This window comes from Pseudomonas sp. PKS (assembly GCF_051913525.1).
GTDB classification, from domain to species: Bacteria; Pseudomonadota; Gammaproteobacteria; order Pseudomonadales; family Pseudomonadaceae; genus Aquipseudomonas; species Aquipseudomonas guariconensis_D.
The window spans coordinates 240295-263267 of sequence record NZ_JBEGDO010000006.1 but is presented as its reverse complement, the minus strand read 5'-3'; the positions used below and the strand labels follow the sequence as shown (position 1 = coordinate 263267).

At 62.6% G+C, this 22973-nt stretch carries 24 protein-coding genes; all 24 read left to right on the top strand.

The window, feature by feature from the left end; all coding sequences use genetic code 11:
- Positions 1–84 precede the first annotated feature (84 nt).
- The 24 genes from fliH to ABOA88_RS09250 all read left to right on the top strand — a co-directional run bounded on the left by fliH (position 85) and on the right by ABOA88_RS09250 (position 22972).
- The gene (fliH, locus tag ABOA88_RS09365) at positions 85–861 is read left to right on the top strand and encodes a flagellar assembly protein FliH (RefSeq protein WP_367851250.1); all 777 of its coding nucleotides are present in this window, start codon (positions 85–87) and stop codon (positions 859–861) included.
- Complete coding sequence (gene fliI / locus ABOA88_RS09360; RefSeq protein WP_367851321.1) at positions 851–2209, top strand: flagellar protein export ATPase FliI; 1359 nt, start codon at positions 851–853, stop codon at positions 2207–2209. Before fliH ends, fliI begins: the two co-directional genes overlap by 11 nt.
- A 6-nt stretch (positions 2210–2215) precedes the next feature.
- Positions 2216–2668, top strand: coding sequence for a flagellar export protein FliJ (fliJ, locus tag ABOA88_RS09355; protein ID WP_196168974.1), 453 nt, complete (start codon positions 2216–2218; stop codon positions 2666–2668).
- A 97-nt stretch (positions 2669–2765) separates the two neighbouring features.
- Positions 2766–3071 (top strand): STAS domain-containing protein, encoded by a 306-nt coding sequence (locus ABOA88_RS09350; protein ID WP_196168975.1) that lies wholly within the window; start codon positions 2766–2768, stop codon positions 3069–3071.
- Between the two features lie 8 nt (positions 3072–3079).
- On the top strand, positions 3080–4771 hold the full coding sequence (locus ABOA88_RS09345) for an ATP-binding SpoIIE family protein phosphatase (protein ID WP_196168976.1): 1692 nt from the start codon (positions 3080–3082) through the stop codon (positions 4769–4771).
- Between the two features lie 60 nt (positions 4772–4831).
- Positions 4832–5179: an Hpt domain-containing protein gene (locus tag ABOA88_RS09340; RefSeq protein ID WP_367851251.1), complete on the top strand. Its 348-nt coding sequence runs from the start codon at positions 4832–4834 to the stop codon at positions 5177–5179.
- 70 nt (positions 5180–5249) lie between these two features.
- On the top strand, positions 5250–6521 hold the full coding sequence (locus ABOA88_RS09335) for a flagellar hook-length control protein FliK (RefSeq protein ID WP_367851252.1): 1272 nt from the start codon (positions 5250–5252) through the stop codon (positions 6519–6521).
- Positions 6522–6659: 138 nt separating this feature from the next.
- Positions 6660–7157, top strand: a complete 498-nt coding sequence (gene fliL / locus ABOA88_RS09330; RefSeq protein WP_367851253.1) for a flagellar basal body-associated protein FliL — start codon at positions 6660–6662, stop codon at positions 7155–7157.
- Between the two features lie 9 nt (positions 7158–7166).
- The gene (gene fliM, locus ABOA88_RS09325) at positions 7167–8135 is read left to right on the top strand and encodes a flagellar motor switch protein FliM (RefSeq protein WP_196168980.1); all 969 of its coding nucleotides are present in this window, start codon (positions 7167–7169) and stop codon (positions 8133–8135) included.
- Positions 8136–8182: 47 nt separating this feature from the next.
- Positions 8183–8647, top strand: coding sequence for a flagellar motor switch protein FliN (gene fliN / locus ABOA88_RS09320; RefSeq protein WP_196168981.1), 465 nt, complete (start codon positions 8183–8185; stop codon positions 8645–8647).
- On the top strand, positions 8648–9094 hold the full coding sequence (fliO, locus tag ABOA88_RS09315) for a flagellar biosynthetic protein FliO (RefSeq protein ID WP_328326818.1): 447 nt from the start codon (positions 8648–8650) through the stop codon (positions 9092–9094).
- Positions 9094–9849 carry a flagellar type III secretion system pore protein FliP gene (gene fliP / locus ABOA88_RS09310; protein WP_070571554.1) on the top strand — a complete coding sequence of 252 codons (756 nt, stop codon included), beginning with the start codon at positions 9094–9096 and terminating at the stop codon, positions 9847–9849. The genes fliO and fliP overlap by 1 nt, the downstream gene beginning before the upstream one ends.
- Positions 9850–9870: 21 nt before the next feature.
- Positions 9871–10140 (top strand): flagellar biosynthesis protein FliQ, encoded by a 270-nt coding sequence (fliQ, locus tag ABOA88_RS09305; RefSeq protein ID WP_090345491.1) that lies wholly within the window; start codon positions 9871–9873, stop codon positions 10138–10140.
- Between the two features lie 7 nt (positions 10141–10147).
- On the top strand, positions 10148–10924 hold the full coding sequence (fliR, locus tag ABOA88_RS09300; protein ID WP_090345493.1) for a flagellar biosynthetic protein FliR: 777 nt from the start codon (positions 10148–10150) through the stop codon (positions 10922–10924).
- 2 nt (positions 10925–10926) lie between these two features.
- Positions 10927–12069: a flagellar biosynthesis protein FlhB gene (flhB, locus tag ABOA88_RS09295; RefSeq protein WP_090345495.1), complete on the top strand. Its 1143-nt coding sequence runs from the start codon at positions 10927–10929 to the stop codon at positions 12067–12069.
- Between the two features lie 355 nt (positions 12070–12424).
- Positions 12425–14554, top strand: a complete 2130-nt coding sequence (flhA, locus tag ABOA88_RS09290) for a flagellar biosynthesis protein FlhA (protein ID WP_196168985.1) — start codon at positions 12425–12427, stop codon at positions 14552–14554.
- A gap of 11 nt (positions 14555–14565) precedes the next feature.
- Complete coding sequence (gene flhF / locus ABOA88_RS09285) at positions 14566–15879, top strand: flagellar biosynthesis protein FlhF (protein WP_196168986.1); 1314 nt, start codon at positions 14566–14568, stop codon at positions 15877–15879.
- An 88-nt stretch (positions 15880–15967) separates the two neighbouring features.
- Entirely contained in the window at positions 15968–16801 is an 834-nt protein-coding gene (fleN, locus tag ABOA88_RS09280; RefSeq protein WP_043212801.1) for a flagellar synthesis regulator FleN, read from the top strand.
- Positions 16798–17538, top strand: a complete 741-nt coding sequence (gene fliA, locus ABOA88_RS09275) for an RNA polymerase sigma factor FliA (protein WP_196168987.1) — start codon at positions 16798–16800, stop codon at positions 17536–17538. Before fleN ends, fliA begins: the two co-directional genes overlap by 4 nt.
- 104 nt (positions 17539–17642) lie before the next feature.
- Positions 17643–18017, top strand: coding sequence for a chemotaxis response regulator CheY (locus ABOA88_RS09270; RefSeq protein WP_011534888.1), 375 nt, complete (start codon positions 17643–17645; stop codon positions 18015–18017).
- 18 nt (positions 18018–18035) lie between these two features.
- The gene (locus ABOA88_RS09265) at positions 18036–18824 is read left to right on the top strand and encodes a protein phosphatase CheZ (RefSeq protein WP_196168988.1); all 789 of its coding nucleotides are present in this window, start codon (positions 18036–18038) and stop codon (positions 18822–18824) included.
- Between the two features lie 12 nt (positions 18825–18836).
- Complete coding sequence (locus ABOA88_RS09260) at positions 18837–21065, top strand: chemotaxis protein CheA (RefSeq protein WP_367851254.1); 2229 nt, start codon at positions 18837–18839, stop codon at positions 21063–21065.
- Between the two features lie 45 nt (positions 21066–21110).
- Positions 21111–22232 (top strand): protein-glutamate methylesterase/protein-glutamine glutaminase, encoded by a 1122-nt coding sequence (locus ABOA88_RS09255; protein WP_367851255.1) that lies wholly within the window; start codon positions 21111–21113, stop codon positions 22230–22232.
- Complete coding sequence (locus ABOA88_RS09250; RefSeq protein WP_196168991.1) at positions 22232–22972, top strand: flagellar motor protein; 741 nt, start codon at positions 22232–22234, stop codon at positions 22970–22972. Before ABOA88_RS09255 ends, ABOA88_RS09250 begins: the two co-directional genes overlap by 1 nt.
- The last annotated feature ends 1 nt before the right edge of the window (position 22973 follow it).

Genomic DNA, 22973 nt, shown 5'->3' with positions numbered 1-22973 from the left:
GTTGTGCCTGCCGACGCCTTCGCGGGTAAACCCGCTCCCGCAGAGGATGCGCTGGCCGAACCCTGGTTTTTGAGTACCGACAGCATGTCCACCAACGAACACCTCAGCGATCTGATCCGCGCCCGCGATCTCGAGGGCGTCGATGTCTGGGCGTTGCCCAGCTTCGACCCAGAGCCAGAGCCGGAGCCTGAACCGGAACCTGAGATCGTCGAGGAAGAAATCGAGGAAGTGCCGCTGGAGGACGTCCAGCCACTGACCCTCGAAGAGCTCGAAGCGATCCGTCAGGAGGCCTACAACGAAGGGTTCGCCACCGGTGAGCGCGAAGGTTTCCACAGTACCCAGTTGAAGGTGCGCCAGGAGGCCGAGGTGGCCTTGGCGGCCAAGCTGGCCAGCCTGGAACAGCTGATGGGCCAGCTGCTCGAACCTATTGCCGAACAGGACACCCAGATTGAGCGTGGCCTGGTGCAGTTGGTGGCGCACATGACCCGCCAGGTGATCGGTCGCGAGCTGCGCAGCGATTCGAGCCAGATCACCCATGTGCTGCGCGAGGCACTCAAGCTGCTGCCCATGGGCGCCGAGAACATCCGCATCCATCTGAACCCTCAGGACTTCGAGCTGGCCAAGGCTCTGCGCGAACGCCACGAAGAGCGCTGGAAGCTGCTCGAGGACGAGTCGCTGCTGCCGGGTGGTTGCCGGATCGAAACGCTGCACAGCCGCATTGATGCCACTATGGAAACGCGCCTGGAAAAGGCGCTGGCGCAATTGTTCGACCAGTTGCACGACCAGTCCCTGCATCCGGCCGCGCCGGACCTTGCCCTCGAGCTGGAAGCAAGCATCCCGGAGCATGGCGATGCGTCTTGAGCGCACCAGCTTCGGCAAGCGCCTGGGCGGTTATGCGGCGGCGGTGAAGTTGCCGGACCAACCGGTGGTCGAGGGGCGATTGCTGCGCATGGTCGGTCTCACCCTGGAGGCCGAAGGCCTGCGCACCGCAGTTGGCAGCCGCTGCCTGGTGATCAACGACGACAGCTACCACCCGGTGCAGGTCGAGGCCGAGGTCATGGGCTTTTCCGGCGCCAAGGTCTTCCTCATGCCGGTGGGCAGTATCGCGGGTATCGCGCCCGGGGCGCGCGTCGTGCCCTTGGACGACAGCGGTCGGCTGCCCATGGGCATGAGCATGCTCGGGCGGGTGCTCGATGGCGCCGGGCGTGCCCTGGATGGCAAAGGTGGGATGAAGGCCGAAGACTGGGTGCCGATGGACGGCCCGATCATCAACCCGCTCAACCGCGATCCGATCAGCCAGCCGTTGGACGTGGGGATCCGCAGCATCAATGGGCTGCTCACGGTAGGGCGTGGGCAGCGCTTGGGCCTGTTCGCCGGTACCGGTGTGGGTAAATCGGTGTTGCTGGGCATGATGACGCGCTTCACCGAGGCCGAGATCATCGTGGTCGGCCTGATCGGCGAGCGGGGCCGCGAGGTGAAGGAGTTCATCGAGCACATCCTCGGTGAGGAAGGGCTCAAGCGCTCGGTGGTGGTGGCCTCGCCTGCCGACGATGCGCCGCTGATGCGTCTGCGCGCAGCGATGTACTGCACGCGAATTGCCGAATATTTCCGTGACAAGGGCAAAAACGTTCTGCTGCTGATGGATTCGCTGACCCGTTTCGCCCAGGCCCAGCGGGAAATCGCCCTGGCCATCGGCGAGCCGCCGGCGACCCGCGGTTATCCGCCTTCGGTGTTCGCCAAATTGCCAAAGCTGGTAGAGCGGGCCGGCAATGGTGAGGCAGGCGGTGGTTCGATCACGGCTTTCTATACGGTGTTGTCCGAAGGTGACGACCAACAGGACCCGATCGCCGATGCTGCGCGCGGTGTGCTCGATGGCCATTTCGTACTGTCTCGCCGTCTGGCCGAGGAGGGGCATTACCCCGCCATCGATATCGAGGCCTCGATCAGCCGGGTCATGCCCCAGGTGGTCGATGCCGATCACCTGCGTCAGGCGCAGCACTTCAAGCAGTTGTGGTCGCGCCTGTCCCAGAGCCGCGACCTGATCAGCGTCGGCGCCTATGTACCGGGTGGTGACCCGGAGACCGACCAGGCCATCGCCTTGCAGTCGAGCCTGGTCGGCTACTTGCGCCAGGGCCTGCAGGAAAACGTCGGCATGACCCAGAGCCACGAGCAGCTCGGCGCCATCTTCGCTTCGCCGGCAGGCGGCTGATAGGTCATGGCCTTGCCCAGTCGAGCCGCGCGCCTGGCGCCGGTGGTGGAGATGGCCGAGGAGGCCGAGCGTAAGGCGGCCCAGCGCCTGGGGCACTTCCAGCAGCAGTTGGCCCAGGCCCACGCCAAGCTGGCCGAACTCGAGCGTTTTCGCGAGGACTACCAGTTGCAGTGGATCAACCGTGGCGGGCAGGGCGTCAACGGCAGCTGGTTGGTCAACTACCAACGCTTTCTCGGTCAGTTGGAAACGGCCATGACCCAGCAGCGCCAGAGCCTGGCCTGGCACCAGAACAACCTCAACAATGCCCGGGGCATCTGGCAGCAGGCGCATGCGCGGGTCGAGGGATTGCGCAAGCTGGTGCAGCGTTACCTCGACGAAGCCCGGCGGGCGGAAGACAAGCGTGAGCAAAAGCTGTTGGATGAATTATCCCAACGTTTGCCGCGTCATCATCAGGTGTGACCTTCTTGGTCGCATCAGCGCCCATTTGCGATTGTCGGTAGCGCCTGCTAAACCTACTAGGATCGCATTCGCCATCATCATCGAAGGAATCGCTGGCATGGCTGTCGAATCCGATTTTTCACAGAACGAAAAAAAACTCACGATCACCGTCAAGGGGCGGTTTGACTTCGGCAGGCACCAAGAATTTCGCAACGCCTACGAACGACAGCCCGTACGCCCGGACTCGGTGGTCGTGGACCTCAAGGACGCCACTTACCTGGACAGCTCGGCATTGGGCATGCTGCTGTTGCTGCGCGACCATGAAGGCGGTGAAGACGCCTGCATCAGCGTGATCAACACCAGCCCTGACGTGCGCAAGATCCTCGCCATCTCCAATTTCGAAAAGCTGTTCGATATCAGTTGAGCGTCGACATGCCGGCCGAACGGGCGCTGAGCGTACTGGTCGCCGAAGACGGTGCGGCAGACCGGCTGTTGCTGGCGCAGATCGTCCGGCGCCAGGGGCATGAAGTGTTCACCGCGGAAAACGGCGAGCAGGCCGTGGCGCTGTTCGCCGAACGGCGGCCACAGCTGGTGCTGCTCGACGCACTGATGCCGGTGATGGACGGTTTCGAGGCGGCGCGTCAGATCAAGGCGCTGGCTGGCGAGGCGCTGGTGCCGATCATCTTTCTCACCTCGCTCAACGAGCAGGACGCCTTGGTGCGCTGCCTGGAGGCCGGCGGCGATGACTTCATGGCCAAGCCCTACAGTGCGGTGATCCTTGGCGCCAAGATCCGCGCCATGGATCGGCTGCGCCGGCTGCATGCCACGGTGCTCGAGCAGCGCGACCAGATTGCCCGGCATCATCATCACCTGCTTAACGAGCAGCGGGTCGCCAAGGCGGTATTCGACAAAGTGGCCCATGCCGGATGCCTGCGCGCGCCCAACATCCGCTACCTGCAATCGCCCTATGCGCTGTTCAATGGCGATCTGCTGCTGGCGGCTTATACCCCCAACGGTAACCTGCATGTGCTGCTGGGCGACTTTACCGGCCATGGCTTGCCCGCCGCGATTGGCGCCATGCCCCTGGCCGAGGTGTTCTATGGCATGGCCGCCAAGGGCCATGGTGTCGCAGAAACGCTGCGGGAGATGAACGCCAAGCTCAAGCACATCCTGCCGGTGGACATGTTCTGCTGCGCCCTGATGCTCGACCTGAGCTATCAACGTGGCACCGTGGAGGTCTGGAATGGCGGCATGCCGGATGGCTACTGCTTGTCTGCCGCAGGAGAGGTGCTGGTCACGCTGCAATCGAGGCACCTGCCACTGGGCATCCTCTCGCCAGAGCGCTTCGATGACAGCACCGAGGTGTTGCCGCTGGCGGTGGGCGAGCGGCTGTTGTTGCTTTCCGATGGCGTGGTCGATACCTGCGATGACCAGGAGCGGTTATTCGGCGTGCAGCGCCTGGAGCAGGTGCTGCGCGCCAATCGCGATCCGGCGCAGTTGCTGCCAGAGCTGATGCAAGCACTGGAGCATTTTGGCGGGCGCCCCCGGGACGATATCAGCCTGTGTGACGTGTCCATGGTCGAGTCCCAGTGGCAGGCGCCAGCAGCCGTGCCCGACAGCGAGGCCAGCCGTTCTAGTCCGTTGCATTGGTCGCTGCACTTCGAGTTGCGTGGCGAAAGCTTGAAACGTTTCAATCCCGTGCCATACCTAGTACAGCTGCTGCAGGAGATACATGGCCTGCGGCCAAACGGCGGCCTGTTGCACACGGTCCTGAGCGAGTTGTATGCCAACGCACTGGAGCATGGGGTGCTTGGCCTGGATTCGCGTCTCAAGCACGACGCCCAAGGGTTTGCCGACTACTACCGCGAGCGTAACCTTCGCTTGGCGCGGCAGGATGACGGCTTTGTGCGAATCGATCTGGAAGTTGAACCCTGGGCCAGGGGTGGACGTCTGAAAATCGACGTACGCGATAGCGGCCTGGGGTTCGACGTTGCCCAGGTGCTGTCCGGCCAGCGGCAGACCCAGGGGTTGAGCGGGCGCGGACTGAACCTGGTGCGCAGCCTCAGCCAGAGCGCCGAATGGCTCGAGGGCGGGCGTTGTGCGCGGGTGGTATTCTGTTGGTGAGCAGCTGGCGCCGGACCCTGCGCAAGCAGGCCCTATGGACTTGATCAAAGGAGTGAGCAAGTGGCTGACATGCATATCGACCCGAAGATCCTCAGCGACCTGCAAGAGGTCATGGAGGAGGGGTATCTGCAATTGCTCGAGACTTTTCTGGAAGACTCCGAGCGCCGCCTAGACCAATTGCACGGGGCCCGCAGCGCCGAGGAGCTGGGCTTGGCGGCCCACAGCTTCAAGGGCAGCAGCGGCAACATGGGCGCGGTGGGCCTGGCCGAGCTGTGCCGGCAGTTGGAGGAGCGTGTGCGAAAACAGCCGCTGTATGGCATCGAGGACCTGATCAACCGGATCGACCAGGAGTACCTCGAGGTTCAGCGCTTCTACCGCGCCGAGCGCGCGCGTATTTCCGCAGGTTGAAGCAACCTGGCGCGACTTTTGCGTGTCTTTGCCTGGACGATTCACGATTATTCAGCGCGGAGACCTTTCAATGCCTGTCGCATCCAATCCTTTGCTGCAAGCCAGTGTGGTGAGCAAGCCGTCGCGCGCGGCTACTCAGACGGCGGACAAGCCGCAGGCGGCGGGCTCCCAGAATGGTGGTTTCGATCAGGTCATGGCCCGCCAAGGACGCGATGACAAGGCGACCCAAGCCAAGGCCAAGGACAAATCCGAAAGCACGATGGAAGGCAAGACCGAGCCTGCCGATACGCAGCCGGTTGCCGATGGCGGCAAAACTTTGCCAGTGGCCGATCAAGCCGGCGACAGCAGCGAATCGAGCCTGCTCGATGCCAGCCTGGTGGCCGGGCAGGTCACCGATGCACAGCCTGGCGCGCAATTGATTCAGGCCCAGGCGGAGGCGGTGGCGCCTGTGCTACAGGCTGCGGTGCAGCCCCAGACCGCGCCTGTCGAGGCGCCGTCGGAACAGACACCTGCCATTGAGGATTTCGACCCTGCGGCCGATCCGTTGGCGAACCTGCCCACCTTGCGCCTAGCCTTGGAGCAAAGCGCACAGGCCAAGGGGACGACCTCCGCCCATGCAACCCCTGCCAGTCAAAGTGACAGCAGCCAGCCCGACGATGGGCAGGTAGCCGTCAATACCTTGGCGAGCCTGGTCGACAAACCGCAAGCCGAAGGCGATGCCTCGCAACCGGGTGAAAAGGCCTTCAGCGAGCTGCTCGATAACGGCTTGAAGGACACCAAGAGCGCGAGTAGCGACACGCGAGTCGATGACTTCGCCAATCGCCTGGCCAGCCTGACTCAGGCCGCCACCCCTAAGACCGCCAACGCCGTGCCGCCCAGCCCGTTGCACCAGCCACTGCCGATGAATAACCAGAGCGCCTGGGCCGAAGGGCTGGTGAATCGGGTCATGTACCTGTCTAGCCAGAACCTCAAGTCGGCGGACATCCAACTCGAGCCCGCCGAGTTGGGGCGCCTGGACATCCGCGTCAATGTAGCGGCGGATCAGTCCACGCAGGTCACCTTCATCAGTGGTCACGCCGGGGTGCGTGAGGCCTTGGACAGCCAGGTGCATCGCCTGCGCGAACTGTTCGCCCAGCAGGGGCTGGCCCAGCCTGATGTCAACGTTGCCGATCAGTCCCGCGGCCAGCAACAGCAGGCCCAGCAGGAGGGTTCGAACCTGTCCGGGGTCGCGGCGCGGCGCGCTAAGGCGGATGGCGAGGACGACAATGAACTGGCCGATGCCGCCCAGCCGGTCGAACGGCAGGTGGTGATTGGCGACAGCGCCGTCGACTATTACGCCTGAGGGCTGCGGCGTAGGCCATCGCAGGCCGTCGCCAGCTCCCACGCCTGCCGGTTCTCCCGGTCGGCTCAAATTTGGCATAACACTTGCTCAAGCCACGTCATCCTTCTTTGAAACCCCGATGGACGACGGATTATTGGCATGGCGAAGAGCGAAGCAGTCAAAGACCCCGCCACTAAAGGCAAACTCAAGCTGATCCTGCTGATGGTACTGGCCCTGCTGCTGGCCGTGGGCCTGTCGGTGGGCGCCACCTGGTTCGTCATGCACAAGAGCGAGTCGGCACCGGCTGTCGACCCTGCCCAGGCCAACGTCAAGGCGGCGGCGATCTACGAGCCTCTGGCGCCGGCTTTCGTGGTCAATTTCAACCAGAATGGCCGCCAGCGTTATATGCAGGTGAGCATCACCATGCAGGGCCGCAACCAGGCCGACCTGGACGCACTCAAGGTGCACATGCCAGTGATCCGCAACAACCTGGTCATGATGTTCTCGGGGCAAGGTTTCGACACCCTGGCCAGCAGCCCGGTAGGCCAGGAAATGCTGCGCCAGAAAGCGACCGCCGTGGTGCAGGAAGTGGCGCAGAAGGAAGTCGGCAAACCGGTCATCGACCAGTTGCTGTTCACCAATTTCGTATTGCAGTAGGAGCCCGAGATGGCCGTGCAGGACCTGCTGTCCCAGGATGAGATCGATGCCCTGTTGCATGGCGTCGATGATGGTCTGGTTCAAACCGAAAGCGCCGCCGAACCCGGTGGCGTCAAGAGCTATGACCTGACCAGCCAGGATCGGATCGTCCGCGGACGCATGCCGACCCTGGAGATGATCAACGAGCGGTTTGCCCGCTATACCCGCATCAGCATGTTCAACCTGCTGCGTCGCTCCGCCGACGTGGCGGTTGGCGGTGTGCAGGTGATGAAATTCGGCGAGTACGTGCATTCGCTGTACGTCCCGACCAGCCTGAACCTGGTCAAGATCAAGCCGCTGCGCGGCACTTCGTTGTTCATCCTCGACGCCAAGCTGGTGTTCAAGCTGGTGGACAACTTCTTCGGTGGTGATGGCCGCCACGCCAAGATCGAAGGTCGTGAGTTCACACCGACCGAGCTGCGCGTGGTGCGCATGGTGCTGGACCAGTGCTTCGTCGACCTCAAGGAAGCCTGGCAGGCGATCATGCCGGTCAACTTCGAGTACATAAACTCAGAGGTCAACCCGGCCATGGCCAACATCGTCGGCCCGAGCGAGGCGGTGGTGGTCTCGACGTTCCATATCGAACTGGACGGCGGTGGCGGTGACCTGCACGTGACCATGCCGTATTCGATGATCGAGCCGGTGCGCGAAATGCTCGACGCAGGCTTCCAGTCCGACCTGGACGACCAGGACGAGCGTTGGGTCAAGGCCCTGCGCGAAGACGTGCTTGATGTCAGCGTGCCCGTTTCGGCCACCGTGGCCCGTCGCCAGCTCAAGCTGCGCGACATCCTGCACATGCAGCCGGGCGATGTGATCCCCGTCGAGCTGCCCGAGCACCTGGTGCTGCGCGCCAACGGCGTGCCGTCGTTCAAGGCGCGCCTGGGCTCGCACAAGGGCACCTTGTCGCTACAGATCATCGACCCGATCGAACGTCGCTGACGGCGTGCCGGTCGTTCTTTCCGAATTGAATGCCTGTCGAGGACATCATGGCTAACGAAAACGAAATCACCTCCCCGGAGGAACAGGCCCTGGCCGATGAATGGGCTGCCGCCCTGCAGGAAACCGGTGACGCCGGCCAGGCCGACATCGATGCGCTGCTGGCTGCCGACAGCGGCAAGTCCGGCGCCGGTCGCCTGCCGATGGAAGAATTCGCAAGCTCCCCCAAACCCAGTGACATCGTCAGCCTCGAGGGGCCGAACCTGGATGTGATCCTGGATATTCCGGTGAACATCTCCATGGAAGTGGGCAGCACCGAAATCAGCATCCGCAACCTGCTGCAGCTCAACCAGGGTTCGGTGATCGAGCTTGATCGCCTGGCGGGCGAGCCGTTGGACGTGCTGGTCAACGGCACCTTGGTCGCCCACGGCGAGGTGGTGGTGGTCAACGAGAAGTTCGGCATCCGCCTGACCGACGTGATCAGCCCCAGCGAACGTATCAAGAAGCTGCGCTGAGTGAAGGGGTCGATGCGGGCCGCGCTGGCCTTTGGTGCGTTGCTTGTCAGCGAGACGGTGATCGCGGCCACCCAGGCGGTTGCACCCGCTTCGGCCGCGCCAGGCAGCCTTAGCGGGCAGTTGGCACAGATGGTCTTCGGCCTGCTGCTGGTGGTCGGCCTGATCTTCGCCCTTGCCTGGTTGCTGCGCCGCATGCAAGGCGCGACACCACGCGGTGGGCAGGTGATCGATATCGTCGGCAGCCGGACGATCGGCCCGCGTGACCGCCTGTTGCTGGTGCAGGTGGGCAAGGAGCAGATCCTCATCGGCCACTCGCCTGGCAACATCGAGGCGTTGCACGTGTTGGCCGAGCCTGTGGAGGTGCCCGCCAGTGCCCGTCCGGCCACGCCGGAGTTCGCCCAGCGGCTGCTCGAGCTGATGGGCAAGGATCAGAAGGACAAGAAGTGATGACCGGCGCACTGCGCTCATTGTTGACCCTGGCGTTGCTGTTGGCTGCGCCGATGGCCTTGGCTGCCGACCCGTTGTCGATCCCGGCCATCACCCTGTCCAATGGGGCGGACGGCCAGCAGGAGTATTCGGTCAGCCTGCAAATCCTGCTAATCATGACAGCGCTGAGTTTCATTCCGGCGTTCGTCATCCTGATGACCAGCTTCACCCGCATCATCATTGTCTTTTCCATCCTGCGTCAGGCCTTGGGTCTGCAGCAGACGCCCTCGAACCAGGTGCTGACCGGCATGGCGTTGTTCTTGACGCTGTTCATCATGGCCCCAGTGTTCGACCGGGTGAACCAGGACGCGATCCAGCCCTACCTGAACGAGCAGATGACGGCCCAGCAGGCCATCGACAAGGCCCAGGGGCCGCTGAAGGACTTCATGCTGGCACAGACCCGGCAAAGCGACCTGGACCTGTTCATGCGCCTGTCCAAACGCACCGACATCGCCGGCCCTGAGCAGGCGCCGTTGACCATCCTGGTGCCGGCGTTCGTCACCTCGGAGCTCAAGACCGCGTTCCAGATCGGCTTCATGATCTTCATTCCGTTCCTGATCATCGACATGGTGGTGGCCAGTGTGCTGATGGCCATGGGCATGATGATGCTGTCGCCGCTGATCATCTCCCTGCCGTTCAAGATCATGCTGTTCGTCCTGGTCGATGGCTGGGCGTTGATCATGGGCACCTTGGCCGGCAGTTTCGGTGGCGTCTGAGGCCATCAAGGAGAGCCCTGTATGACACCTGAAGTAGCCTTGGATTTGTTCCGCGATGCCCTCTGGATGACGGCCATGATGGTGGCCATCCTGGTAGTGCCAAGCCTGCTGGTCGGTCTGGTGGTGGCGATGTTCCAGGCGGCGACCCAGATCAACGAACAGACGCTCAGTTTCCTGCCGCGCCTGCTGGTGATGCTGGTGACCCTGATTGTCGTCGGGCCTTGGCTCCTGCAGCGTTTCATGGAGTATTTCAATCGCCTGTACACCAGCATTCCGCAGCTGATTGGTTGATGCGGCCATGCTGGAGCTGACCGACAGTCAGATTGGCACTTGGGTCGCCACGTTCATCCTGCCGTTGTTCAGAGTGACGGCGGTTCTGATGACCATGCCGATTTTTGGCACACGGATGCTGCCCGCGCGCATCCGCCTCTACGCTGCCTTGGCTATCACGGTTGTTATCGTGCCGGGATTGCCGCCATTGCCAGAATTCGACCCGTTGAGCTTGCGTGGCATGTTGCTGTGTGGGGAACAGATCATCGTCGGTGCAGTGTTCGGGCTTGCCCTGCAAATGCTCTTTCAGGCATTCGTGGTAGCGGGGCAGATCATCGCTGTGCAGATGGGTATGGCATTTGCCTCTATGGTTGATCCTGCCAATGGTGTCAACGTGGCGGTCGTCAGCCAATTCATGACAATGTTGGTCAGCGTGTTGTTCCTGGTGATGAACGGACACTTGGTGGTGTTCGAAGTGCTGACCGAGAGCTTTACTACCTTGCCGGTGGGCAGTGCGTTGGTAGTCAATCATTTCTGGGAGATGGCCGGACGGTTGAGTTGGGTGCTGGGCGCCGCCTTGCTGTTGGTGTTGCCGGCGATTACCGCGCTGTTGGTCATCAATATCGCTTTTGGCGTAATGTCACGCGCGGCGCCCCAACTGAACATCTTCTCCATTGGCTTTCCGCTGACCTTGGTATTGGGCATGGTCATCTTTTGGATCGCCTTGGCCGACATGCTTTCCCATTATCAATTGTTGGCCAGCGAGGCGCTGCAATGGCTGCGTGAGCTGGCAAGGGCGCGCTGAGCATGGCAGAGAGCGAAAGCGGTCAGGACAAGACAGAAGAGCCCACCGACAAACGCCGGCGCGATGCGCGTGAAAAGGGCGAGGTGGCCCGTTCCAAGGAACTCAACACGGTAGCGGTGACCCTTGCCGGTGCGGGCAGTTTGTTGGCATTCGGTGGGTTTCTGGCGGAAACGCTCATGGATCTGATGCGTTTGAGTTTTAGTCTCACCCGGGAGATGGTGGTGGACGAAAGCGCCATGGGAGGGTTGCTCCTGGCCTCGGGCAAGATGGCGATCTGGGCGGTGCAGCCAGTGTTGATCCTGCTGTTCGTGATTTCCTTCATCGCGCCGATCGCTCTGGGCGGTTTTCTGTTCTCTGGAAGTTTGTTGCAGCCGAAGTTCAGTCGCATGAACCCGTTGTCGGGTATCAAACGCATGTTCTCCCTCAATGCGCTGACTGAGCTGCTCAAGGCCCTTGCCAAATTCTTCGTGATCCTGCTGGTGGCACTGGCGGTGTTGTCCAATGATCGTGAGGCGTTGTTGGCGATCGCCAATGAGCCGCTTGATCAAGCCATCATCCATAGCGTCCAGGTGGTCGGGTGGAGTGCATTGTGGATGGCTGCCGGGTTGTTGTTGATCGCGGTGGTGGATGTGCCGTTCCAAATTTGGCAGGCGCATAACAAGTTGAAGATGACCAAGCAGGAAGTGAAGGACGAATACAAGGATTCGGAAGGCAAGCCTGAGGTCAAGCAACGGATCCGTCAGTTGCAGCGCGAAGCCTCGCAGCGGCGCATGATGGCGGCGGTGCCCGATGCCGATGTGATCATCACCAACCCCACGCACTATGCCGTGGCGCTCAAGTACGACCCGGAGTCGGGTGGTGTGGCGCCTTTGCTGCTGGCCAAGGGGACGGACTTCATCGCGTTGAAGATCCGCGAGATCGGGGTTGAGCACCAGGTGCAGATCCTTGAGTCGCCGGCGTTGGCGCGGGCGATCTACTACTCCACCGAGCTTGAGCAGGAGATTCCCGCGGGGTTGTACCTGGCGGTGGCGCAGGTGCTGGCTTATGTGTTCCAGATCCGACAGTACCGGGCGGGGAAGGGCAAGGCGCCGGAGCCTTTGAAGCCTGATTTGCCGATTCCGCCGGATTTGCGGCGTGATCGGTGAGTTGCTTTAGGTTGCATTGGTTGGTGTTGGGGCTTGTGGGCATATCCGTTTGATGTGTCGACGCTGATTCACCTTTGCGCCCTTACGGCGGGTCACTTGGTCTTGGTCAAAGTAACCAAAGCCGCTGCGCCTCAGCATTCGCCCTGCTCGTGGCGGTGAGCTGTTGGGCCTATTCGCGGGTTTACCCGCGAAAGGGCCGGAGCAGGCGAAAAGCGCCACCCCCAGAAAACTGGATACACACACGATCCAGAAAACTCCCCCAAAAAAGGCCCAACTCAAAAGTTGGAAGGCTTCTTGCAAAGGCAGCGCCAAACGCCCATTCAGGCGTCAAAGTTTTGCTTGAAGAGGATTTGCGGTGGATCGCACTCAGTTAATCAACAGCGCCCGAAACAACCTGGCTGGTCTCGGCCGGGGCAACCTGGGCGTGCCGCTGTTGCTGCTGGTGATGATGGCGATGATGATGTTGCCGATTCCACCGTTCCTGCTCGACGTCTTCTTCACCTTCAACATCGCCCTGTCGATCGTCGTCCTGCTGGTCTGCGTATACGCCCTGCGCCCGCTGGACTTCGCTGCGTTTCCCACCATCCTGCTCGTGGCAACCTTGCTGCGTCTTGCCCTGAACGTGGCCTCCACGCGTGTGGTCATGCTCCACGGCCAGGAAGGCCACGGCGCTGCGGGCAAGGTGATCCAGGCCTTCGGCGAGGTGGTGATCGGGGGCAACTACGTGGTCGGTGCGGTGGTGTTCGCCATCCTCATGATCATCAACTTCGTCGTGGTCACCAAAGGTGCCGGGCGTATTTCCGAGGTGAGCGCACGCTTCACCCTCGATGCGATGCCTGGCAAGCAGATGGCGATCGACGCCGACCTCAATGCCGGCCTGATCGACCAGGCCCAGGCCAAGGCCCGACGCGCCGAGGTGGCCCAGGAGGCCGAGTTCTACGGCTCCATGGACGGTGCCAGCAAGTTCGTTCGCGGCGACGCCATCGCGGGGCTGCTGATCCTATTCATCAACCTCATTGGCGGCATGCTCATCGGTATCCTGCAACATGGCATGTCGGCCGGCGAGGCGGGCAAGGTCTACGCCTTGCTGACCATCGGTGACGGTTTGGTGGCGCAGTTGCCCTCGCTGCTGCTGTCCACCGCCGCCGCGATCATGGTGACGCGAGCCTCCAGTTCCGAGGACATGGGCAAGCTCATCAATCGGCAGATGTTCGACTCGCCCAAGGCGTTGGGCGTTTCGGCGGCGCTGATGATCGTCATGGGCTTGGTTCCGGGCATGCCGCATATCGCCTTCCTGGGGCTTGGCGCGGCGGCCGGTGGCGGTGCCTACCTGGTCTGGCGTCGTCAGCAACAGGCCAAACTCAAGGCCCAGGAAGAGGCGCAGCGCCAGCAGGACCTGCTGCCATCGCCACAGCGTGCCTTGGAAACCAAGGAACTGGGTTGGGACGATGTGACGCCCATCGACATGATCGGCCTGGAGGTTGGTTATCGCCTGATTCCATTGGTAGATCGCAATCAGGGTGGTCAGCTGCTGGCGCGGATCAAGGGGGTGCGCAAGAAGCTGTCCCAGGACCTGGGCTTTCTCATGCCCACCGTACATATCCGCGACAACCTGGACCTGCAGCCGAGCGCGTACCGCCTCACCCTGATGGGGGTGATCCTGGCTGAGGCCGAGATCTATCCGGACCGGGAGCTGGCCATCAACCCTGGCCAGGTCTTCGGCACGCTCAACGGTATCGCTGCGCGCGACCCGGCGTTTGGTCTGGAGGCGGTGTGGATCGACGTCGGCCAGCGTGCCCAGGCCCAGTCGCTGGGCTACACCGTTGTCGATGCCAGCACCGTGGTGGCTACCCACCTCAACCAGATCCTGCAGAAACATTGCCATGAACTGATCGGCCATGAAGAGGTCCAGCAACTGTTGCAAGTATTGGCCAAAGGTTCGCCTAAACTTGCCGAGGAGTTGGTGCCGGGTGTCATTTCGTTGTCAGGCTTGCTCAAGGTCCTGCAGGCGCTGTTGGCCGAGCAGGTGCCGGTGCGGGATATCCGCAGTATCGCCGAGGCCATCGCCAACAATGCCGGTAAGAGTCAAGATACCGCCGCGCTGGTGGCGGCAGTGCGGGTCGGATTGTGTCGCGCCATCGTGCAAAGCATTGTCGGCGTTGAGTCCGAGCTGCCTGTGATCACCCTTGAACCCAGGTTGGAACAGATTTTGCTCAATAGTCTGCAAAGGGCCGGGCAAGGCCAGGAAGACGGTGTTCTCCTGGAGCCGAGCATGGCTGAGAAGCTGCAGCGTTCGCTGATCGAAGCGGCCCAGCGCCAGGAGATGCAAGGCCTGCCGGCCATTCTTCTGGTTGCCGGCCCCATCCGCGCCATGCTGTCGCGATTCGGCCGCCTGGCTGTACCGAATTTGCATGTTCTGGCGTATCAGGAAATACCTGACAACAAGCAAGTCACCATCGTTGCCACCGTGGGCCCCAACGGCTGAGGTAGTGGGTTATGCAAGTTAAGCGTTTTTTCGCCGCCGATATGCGTCAGGCCATGAAGCTGGTCCGGGATGAGCTTGGCTCCGACGCCGCCATCATCGGCAACCGGCGCATCGCCGGCGGTGTCGAGTTGACGGCCGCGCTGGACTACAAGCTGTCCGCCCTGGCCCCACGCGTGCCGAACATCGAGCTCGAAGACGAGCTGCGCAAGACCCAGACGCGCATCGCCACTGCCCAGGCTGAACTGAGCACACGCAACGAAAGCGACGAGACCGGCAATCGCCAACTGTTCGCCGGCCTTTCGTTGACCGCCTCCGAGCCACTGGTCGAGCCACAGGTCGACGCGCCGGCGCCGGTCGCTGCCCCAGCGCCGGCGCCGGTCGATCCGCGTCTGTTCGATGCCATGCGCTCGGAGCTGTCGGGCCTGCGCGAGTTGCTTGAAGTCCAGCTCGGGTCCCTGGCCTGGAGTCAACTGCAGGGCAACAAACCGCAGCAAGCCAACCTCTGGCGTCGCTTGCAGCGTATCGGCCTGTCGGGCCCGATCGCTCGCGAAGCACTGGAGCTTGCCGGCGAGATCGAAGACCCGCGCCATGCCTGGCGCATGATCCTCGCCCACCTGGCGCGGATGATCCAGGTCCCCGAGATCGAGCCGATCGAAGAGGGCGGTGTGATCGCGATGGTCGGTCCGGCCGGCATGGGCAAGACCACCACCCTGGCAAAGCTGGCGGCGCGCTATGTGCTCAAGTACGGCGCTCAGCATCTGGCGCTGGTGAGCATGGACAGTTTCCGTATTGGCGCCCAGGAGCAGCTCAAGACGTTGGGGCGCATCCTCAACGTGCCAGTCACTTATGTCGACCCGGGCCAGTCCTTGGCCCAGGCGCTCGATCCGCTGTTGCGCAAGCGCGTGGTGCTGATCGACACCGCTGGCCTGCAGGCCAGCGACCCGGCCCTGCGGCTGCAACTGGAGAGCCTCGCCGGACGCGGCATCGCCGCCAAGAACTACCTGGTACTGGCCACCACCAGCCAGAAGCAGGTGCTGACCGCTGCCTACCACAGCTACAAGCGTTGTGGCCTGGCCGGCTGCATCCTGACCAAGCTTGATGAAACGGCCAGCCTCGGCGAAGTGCTGAGCCTTGCCATCAGTCACGAATTGCCCGTGGCCTATCTGACCGATGGACCGCGCATTCCTGATGACCTGCAATTGCCGCGCAAACATCAGTTGGTCAGCCGTGCGGTCAGTGTGCAGATGCAGGACGAGCCCAGCGAAGAGGCGATGGCCGACATGTTCGCTGATCTCTACCACAACCCAGGCAAGCGTGCGGGTTGACGAATGGACAGCGCAAAGTACCTGCATCAGGAGCGTCGTGTTCAGCTCCTCATGTGGCCTGGGCCCCGAGACAAGGTAAAGAACAAACATGGGTAGCATGCATCCCGTACAGGTGATCGCCGTGACCGGCGGTAAAGGTGGCGTGGGCAAGACCAACGTTTCAGTGAACCTGTCCCTGGCGCTGGCTGAACTCGGCCGCCGGGTCATGTTGCTGGACGCCGACCTGGGCCTGGCCAATGTCGACGTCCTGCTGGGGCTGTCGCCCAAGCGCACCCTGGCCGATGTCATCGAAGGGCGCTGCGAGCTGCGCGATGTGCTGCTGCAAGGGCCTGGTGGTGTGCGCATCGTGCCGGCCGCCTCCGGTACCCAGAACATGGTGCACCTGGCGCCAGCCCAGCATGCCGGGCTGATCCAGGCGTTCAGCGAGATCGGCGACAACCTCGATGTGCTGGTGATCGATACCGCTGCGGGAATCGGGGACTCGGTGGTGAGCTTCGTGCGTGCCGCGCAGGAGGTGCTGCTGGTGGTCTGCGACGAGCCGACCTCGATCACCGATGCCTACGCCCTGATCAAGCTGCTCAACCGCGACTACGGCATGAACCGCTTCCGGGTCCTGGCCAACATGGCGCAGAGCCCGCAGGAAGGGCGCAACCTGTTTGCCAAGTTGACCAAGGTCACGGATCGCTTCCTGGACGTCGCCTTACAATACGTCGGTGCCGTGCCTTACGACGAATGTGTGCGCAAGGCGGTGCAGAAGCAGCGGGCGGTCTATGAGGCCTTCCCTCGATCCAAGTGTGCGCTGGCCTTCAAGGCCATCGCGCAGAAGGTCGACAGCTGGCCGCTGCCTGCCAACCCGCGCGGACACCTGGAGTTTTTCGTCGAGCGTCTGGTGCAGCCGACCAGCGCAGGACCGGTACTATGAATGCGAGCGGTTTCAAGATGTACAGCCGGGCGGCGCGTGATGCCCAGTATGAACTGGTCGAACGTTATGCCCCTCTGGTCAAGCGCATTGCCTACCACCTGCTGGCACGCCTGCCGGCCAACGTGCAGGTCGAGGACCTGATCCAGGCCGGTATGATCGGCCTGCTGGAAGTGGCCAACAAATACGATGCCAGCAAGGGCGCGAGCTTCGAAACCTATGCCGGTATCCGCATTCGTGGGGCCATGCTCGATGAGGTGCGCAAGGGGGATTGGGCGCCTCGTTCGGTACACCGCAACACCCGCATGGTCAGCGACGCGATACGCGCCGTGGAGGCCAGAACCGGTCGCGACGCTAAAGATCATGAAGTTGCTGCCGAACTCCAATTGAGTCTCGATGATTATTACGGGATTCTGAACGACACCCTGGGCAGTCGCCTGTTCAGCTTCGACGACCTCCTGCAGGACGGCGAGCACGAAGGGCTGCACGAGGATGGCGCCAGTGGCCTGCTGGAACCTTCGCGGGACCTGGAAGACGAGCGCTTCCAGGCCGCGTTGACCGAGGCCATCGCCAACCTGCCGGAGCGTGAGCGTCTGGTGCTGGCGCTGTACTACGACGAGGAGTTGAACCTCAAGGAAATCGGTGAGGTGCTTGGGGTCAGCGAGTCGCGTGTCAGCCAGTTGCATAGCCAGTGCGCCGCGCGCCTGCGCAGCCGTCTCGGGGAATGGCGGGCACGTTGAGTCAAGGTTCGCCACCGTCGTTGGATGTTGTACCGAATTGATTGAATGCGCGTCCGGGGGCCGGGCGCGTTTAGGACTGCTTGGAGGTCTAATTGAACAAAGATATGAAAATCCTCATCGTTGACGACTTTTCGACGATGCGGCGGATCATCAAGAACCTGTTGCGTGACCTGGGCTTCACCAACACCGAGGAGGCCGATGACGGCACCACGGCGTTGCCGATGCTGGAAAACGGCCACTACGACTTCCTCGTGACCGACTGGAACATGCCTGGCATGTCCGGTATCGACCTGTTGCGTAAGGTCCGTGCCCATGACCGCCTCAAGGGCATGCCGGTGCTGATGGTGACCGCCGAAGCCAAGCGCGACCAGATCATCGAAGCGGCCCAGGCCGGGGTAAACGGCTATGTGGTCAAGCCTTTCACCGCCCAGGTGCTCAAGGAGAAGATCGAAAAGATCTTCGAACGCGTCAACGGCTGAGTCACGTCAGGGGGCGCCATGGAGCAAATGAACACATCGTTGGGGGAGTTCGAATCGACCCTGAAGAAGCATGCCCAGGAACTGGTCCAGAGCCTTGAGCAGGGCCATTTCGGCGAGGCTGTGCAACTGATCCATCAGTTGAACCAGACCCGTGATCGTGGCCTGTACCAGGAAGTCGGCAAGCTCACCCGCGAATTGCACAGTGCAATCGTCAGCTTCCAGATCGACCCGCGCATGCCGCAGGCCGAGGAAGTGTCGCAGATCACCGACGCCACCGAGCGCTTGTCCTACGTGGTCAAGCTCACCGAAGGCGCGGCCAACCGCACCATGGACCTGGTGGAGGCGAGCACGCCGCTGCTCAACGATCTGCAGGCCGAGGCCCAGAACCTGAGCGTCGACTGGCAGCGCTTCATGCGTCGTGAAGTCGCAGCGCCGGAGTTTCGCGACCTGGTCAAGCGCGTCGACAGTTTCCTGACGCAAAGCGCCGAGGGGAGCCGCAAAGTCGCCGGCCATCTCAACGACATTCTCCTGGCCCAGGACTATCAAGACCTCACCGGCCAGGTGATCAAACGGGTGACCGCACTGGTCACCGAAGTCGAAAGCAATCTGCTCAAGCTCGTGCTGATGGCCAGCCAGGTCGACCGTTTTGCCGGTATCGAACATGACCACCAGCAGCTGCGTGCTGAAAAAGATCAAGAAAAACATCCGACTCGGGGTGAAGGTCCGCAGATTCATGCCGATAAGCGTGAAGATGTCGTGTCCGGTCAGGACGACGTCGACGATTTGCTGTCCAGCCTGGGTTTTTAGGGAGCACGTTCAATGAGCTTCGGCGCCGATGAAGAAATCCTCCAGGATTTCCTGGTAGAGGCCGGCGAAATCCTCGAGCAACTGTCCGAGCAATTGGTCGAGCTGGAAAGCCGACCAGAAGATGCGGACCTGCTCAATGCGATCTTCCGCGGTTTTCACACTGTAAAAGGGGGCGCCGGCTTCCTTCAGCTCAATGAGCTGGTGGAGTGCTGCCATATCGCCGAGAACGTGTTCGACATCCTGCGCAAAGGTGAGCGCCGGGTCGACGCGGAATTGATGGATGTGGTGCTCGAGGCACTGGATACGGTCAACAGCATGTTTGGCCAGGTTCGCGAGCGCAGCGACATTACTCCGGCCACGCCGGAGCTGCTGGCCGCACTGTCGCGTCTGGCCGAGCCGGCCGGTGCCGAGGCCCCAGCGCCTATGCCCCAGGCTCCAGCCGTCGCCGAAGCCGAGCCTGCCGTCGAGCCCGATATCACCGACAGCGAGTTCGAACAACTGCTCGACTCGCTCGATGCGGTGAAGGCCCAGGCCGAGGCTACTGAACAGCTGCAGGGTGAGGCCGCGGGCAGCGACAGCGACGAGATCACCGACGCCGAGTTCGAGTCGCTGCTCGATCAGTTGCACGGCAAAGGCCAGTTCTCTGCCCAGACGCCTGCGCCTGTGTCGGCTGACAGCGTCGCGGCGCCGAGCAGCGATGAAATCACCGACGATGAATTCGAAGCGTTGCTCGATCAGTTGCACGGCAAGGGCACTTTCGCCGCCGATGCGCTGCCCGGCGCCACGGCTCAGGCACCTGCGTCGGTCGAGGCAGGGGCCCAAAGTGGGGACATCACCGAGCACGAGTTCGAAGCCTTGCTTGATCAGTTGCACGGCAAAGGCAAGTTCTCCAGTGACGCGGCCGTGGCTACGCCTGAGGCCGTGGCTGCCACCGCCTCTGCCGTGGCCAAGGTCGACAGCAAGCCTGTCGCCAAGCCTGAAGCGGCACCGGTGGCCAAGCCTGCAGTTGCCAAACCGGCCGCGCCGGCCCGCGCAGCAGCCCCTGCCGCCGAAAAACCGACGGCCAGCGAAGCGGAAACCACCGTACGGGTCGACACCGCGCGCCTGGACGAAATCATGAACATGGTCGGCGAACTGGTGCTGGTGCGTAACCGCCTGGTACGCCTGGGGCTGAACAGCGGCGATGAGGCCATGTCCAAGGCCGTGTCCAACCTCGACGTGGTCACCGCCGACCTGCAGACCGCGGTCATGAAGACCCGCATGCAGCCGATCAAGAAGGTCTTCGGTCGCTTCCCGCGCCTGGTTCGCGACCTGGCCCGCCAGCTCAAGAAGGAAATCAACCTGGAGCTGGTCGGTGAGGAAACCGACCTGGACAAGAACCTGGTCGAGGCCCTGGCCGACCCGCTGGTGCACTTGGTGCGCAACGCGGTCGACCATGGCATCGAAATGCCTGAAGAGCGCGAGACCTCCGGCAAGGCGCGCACCGGGCGGGTGGTGTTGTCGGCCGAGCAGGAAGGTGACCACATCCTGCTGTCGATCTCCGACGACGGCAAGGGCATGGACCCCAACATCCTGCGTGCCAAGGCTGTCGAAAAGGGCCTGATGGACAAGGATGCTGCCGATCGCCTGAGCGAATCCGATTGCTACAACCTGATCTTCGCCCCGGGCTTCTCGACCAAGACCGAGATCTCCGACGTGTCCGGTCGCGGTGTGGGCATGGACGTGGTCAAGACCAAGATCTCCCAGCTCAACGGCTCGATCAACATCTTCTCGGCCAAGGGCCAGGGTTCGAAGATCGTCATCAAGGTGCCGTTGACGCTGGCGATCATGCCGACCCTGATGGTGATGCTGGGCAACCAGGCGTTCGCCTTCCCGCTGGTCAACGTCAACGAGATCTTCCACCTGGACCTGTCGCGCACCAACGTGGTCGACGGCCAGGAGGTCGTGATCGTCCGTGACAAGGCGCTGCCGCTGTTCTACCTCAAGCGTTGGCTGGTCCAGGACCAGGTGCACGAGGAGCAGCGCGAAGGCCATGTGGTGATCCTGTCGGTCGGTACCCAGCGTATCGGCTTTGTGGTCGACCAGCTGGTGGGCCAGGAAGAGGTGGTGATCAAGCCGCTGGGCAAGATGCTCCAGGGCACCCCGGGCATGTCCGGCGCGACCATCACCGGCGACGGTCGCATCGCATTGATCCTCGACGTGCCGAGCATGCTCAAGCGTTACGCCGCCCGTCGAATTTGATTTTGGTGGCGCACCTTGGCGGTTGCGCCGCCTAATGGAGTGTTTATGGCAGTCAAGGTCCTGGTGGTGGATGATTCCGGTTTCTTCCGCCGCCGCGTCTCGGAAATTCTCTCGGCCGACCCGACTATCCAGGTCGTGGGTACTGCGACCAATGGCAAGGAAGCGATCGACCAGGCAATCGCCCTCAAGCCGGATGTCATCACCATGGACTACGAAATGCCCATGATGGATGGCATCACGGCGGTGCGGCACATCATGCAGCGCTGCCCGACGCCGGTATTGATGTTCTCCTCGCTGACCCACGAGGGCGCCCGGGTCACCCTCGACGCCCTCGATGCCGGCGCGGTGGACTACCTGCCGAAGAACTTCGAGGACATCTCGCGCAACCCGGACAAAGTCCGGCAGTTGCTGTGCGAGAAGGTCCACACCATTTCGCGCAGCAACCGCCGGTTCGGCGGTTACGCGACGGCAAGCCCGGCGCCTGCGCCTGCCAGTCATGCACCGAGCAACAGCTTCGCAAGCCCTTCGCCGGCCCGCGTCTCGACCCCGGCCGCGTCCGTGCCCCGTCCTGCGCCCAGCAGCCATTCGCCGGCACCCAAGCGCAAGCCCTACAAGCTGGTAGCCATTGGCACGTCCACCGGCGGCCCGGTGGCGCTGCAGCGGGTGCTGACGCAACTGCCGGCCAGTTTCCCGGCGCCGATCGTGCTGATCCAGCACATGCCCGCGGCCTTCACCAAGGCCTTTGCCGAGCGACTGGACAAACTGTGCAAGATCAGTGTCAAGGAAGCCGAGGATGGCGACATGCTGCGCCCAGGTCTGGCCCTGCTCGCCCCTGGCGGCAAGCAGATGATGATCGACGGCCGTGGCGCGGTGAAGATCCTGCCGGGCGATGAGCGCCTGAACTACAAGCCTTGCGTCGACATTACCTTTGGCTCGGCGGCCAAGTCCTACGGCGACAAGGTGCTCTCGGTGGTGCTCACCGGCATGGGCGCAGACGGTCGCGAAGGTGCTCGCCTGCTCAAGCAGGGCGGCAGCACTGTCTGGGCCCAGGATGAAGCCAGCTGCGTGATCTATGGCATGCCGATGGCCATCGTCAAAGCCAACCTGGCCGATGCGGTATACAGCCTGGACGAGATCGGCAAACACTTGGTCGAGGCCTGCGTCTGATGGATGTCCTGAGCCTGATTGGCCTGATCCTCGCGTTCGTCGCCATTGTCGGCGGCAACTTCCTGGAGGGCGGCCATGTCGGTGCATTGCTCAACGGCCCGGCGGCGTTGATCGTGCTGGGCGGTACCCTGGCGGCGGCGCTGCTGCAGTCGCCACTGTCGGCCTTCAAGCGGGCGTTGCAGATCCTGCGCTGGATTGTCTTCCCGCCGCGTATTGATCTGCCGGGCGGTATCGACCGGGTCGTCAACTGGAGCCTGACCGCGCGCAAGGAAGGCCTGCTGGGCCTTGAAGGGGTGGCCGACGCCGAACCCGACCCGTATGCACGCAAGGGCCTGCAACTGCTGGTGGACGGCGCGGAGCCCGAGTCGATCCGCAGCATCCTCGAGGTCGATTTCCTGACCCAGGAGAGCCGCGACATCCAGGCGGCCAAGGTGTTCGAGAGCATGGGCGGCTATGCGCCTACCATCGGCATCATCGGCGCGGTCATGGGCTTGATCCATGTCATGGGCAACCTGGCCGACCCGTCGCAGTTGGGCAATGGCATTGCCGTGGCCTTCGTCGCCACCATTTATGGCGTAGCCAGCGCCAACCTGATCCTGCTGCCGATCGCCAACAAGCTCAAAGCCATCGCGCTGCGCCAGTCGCGTTACCGCGAAATGCTGCTCGAAGGCCTGCTGTCGATCGCCGAAGGGGAGAACCCACGCTCGATCGAGCTGAAGCTGCAAGGCTTCATGGAGTAAG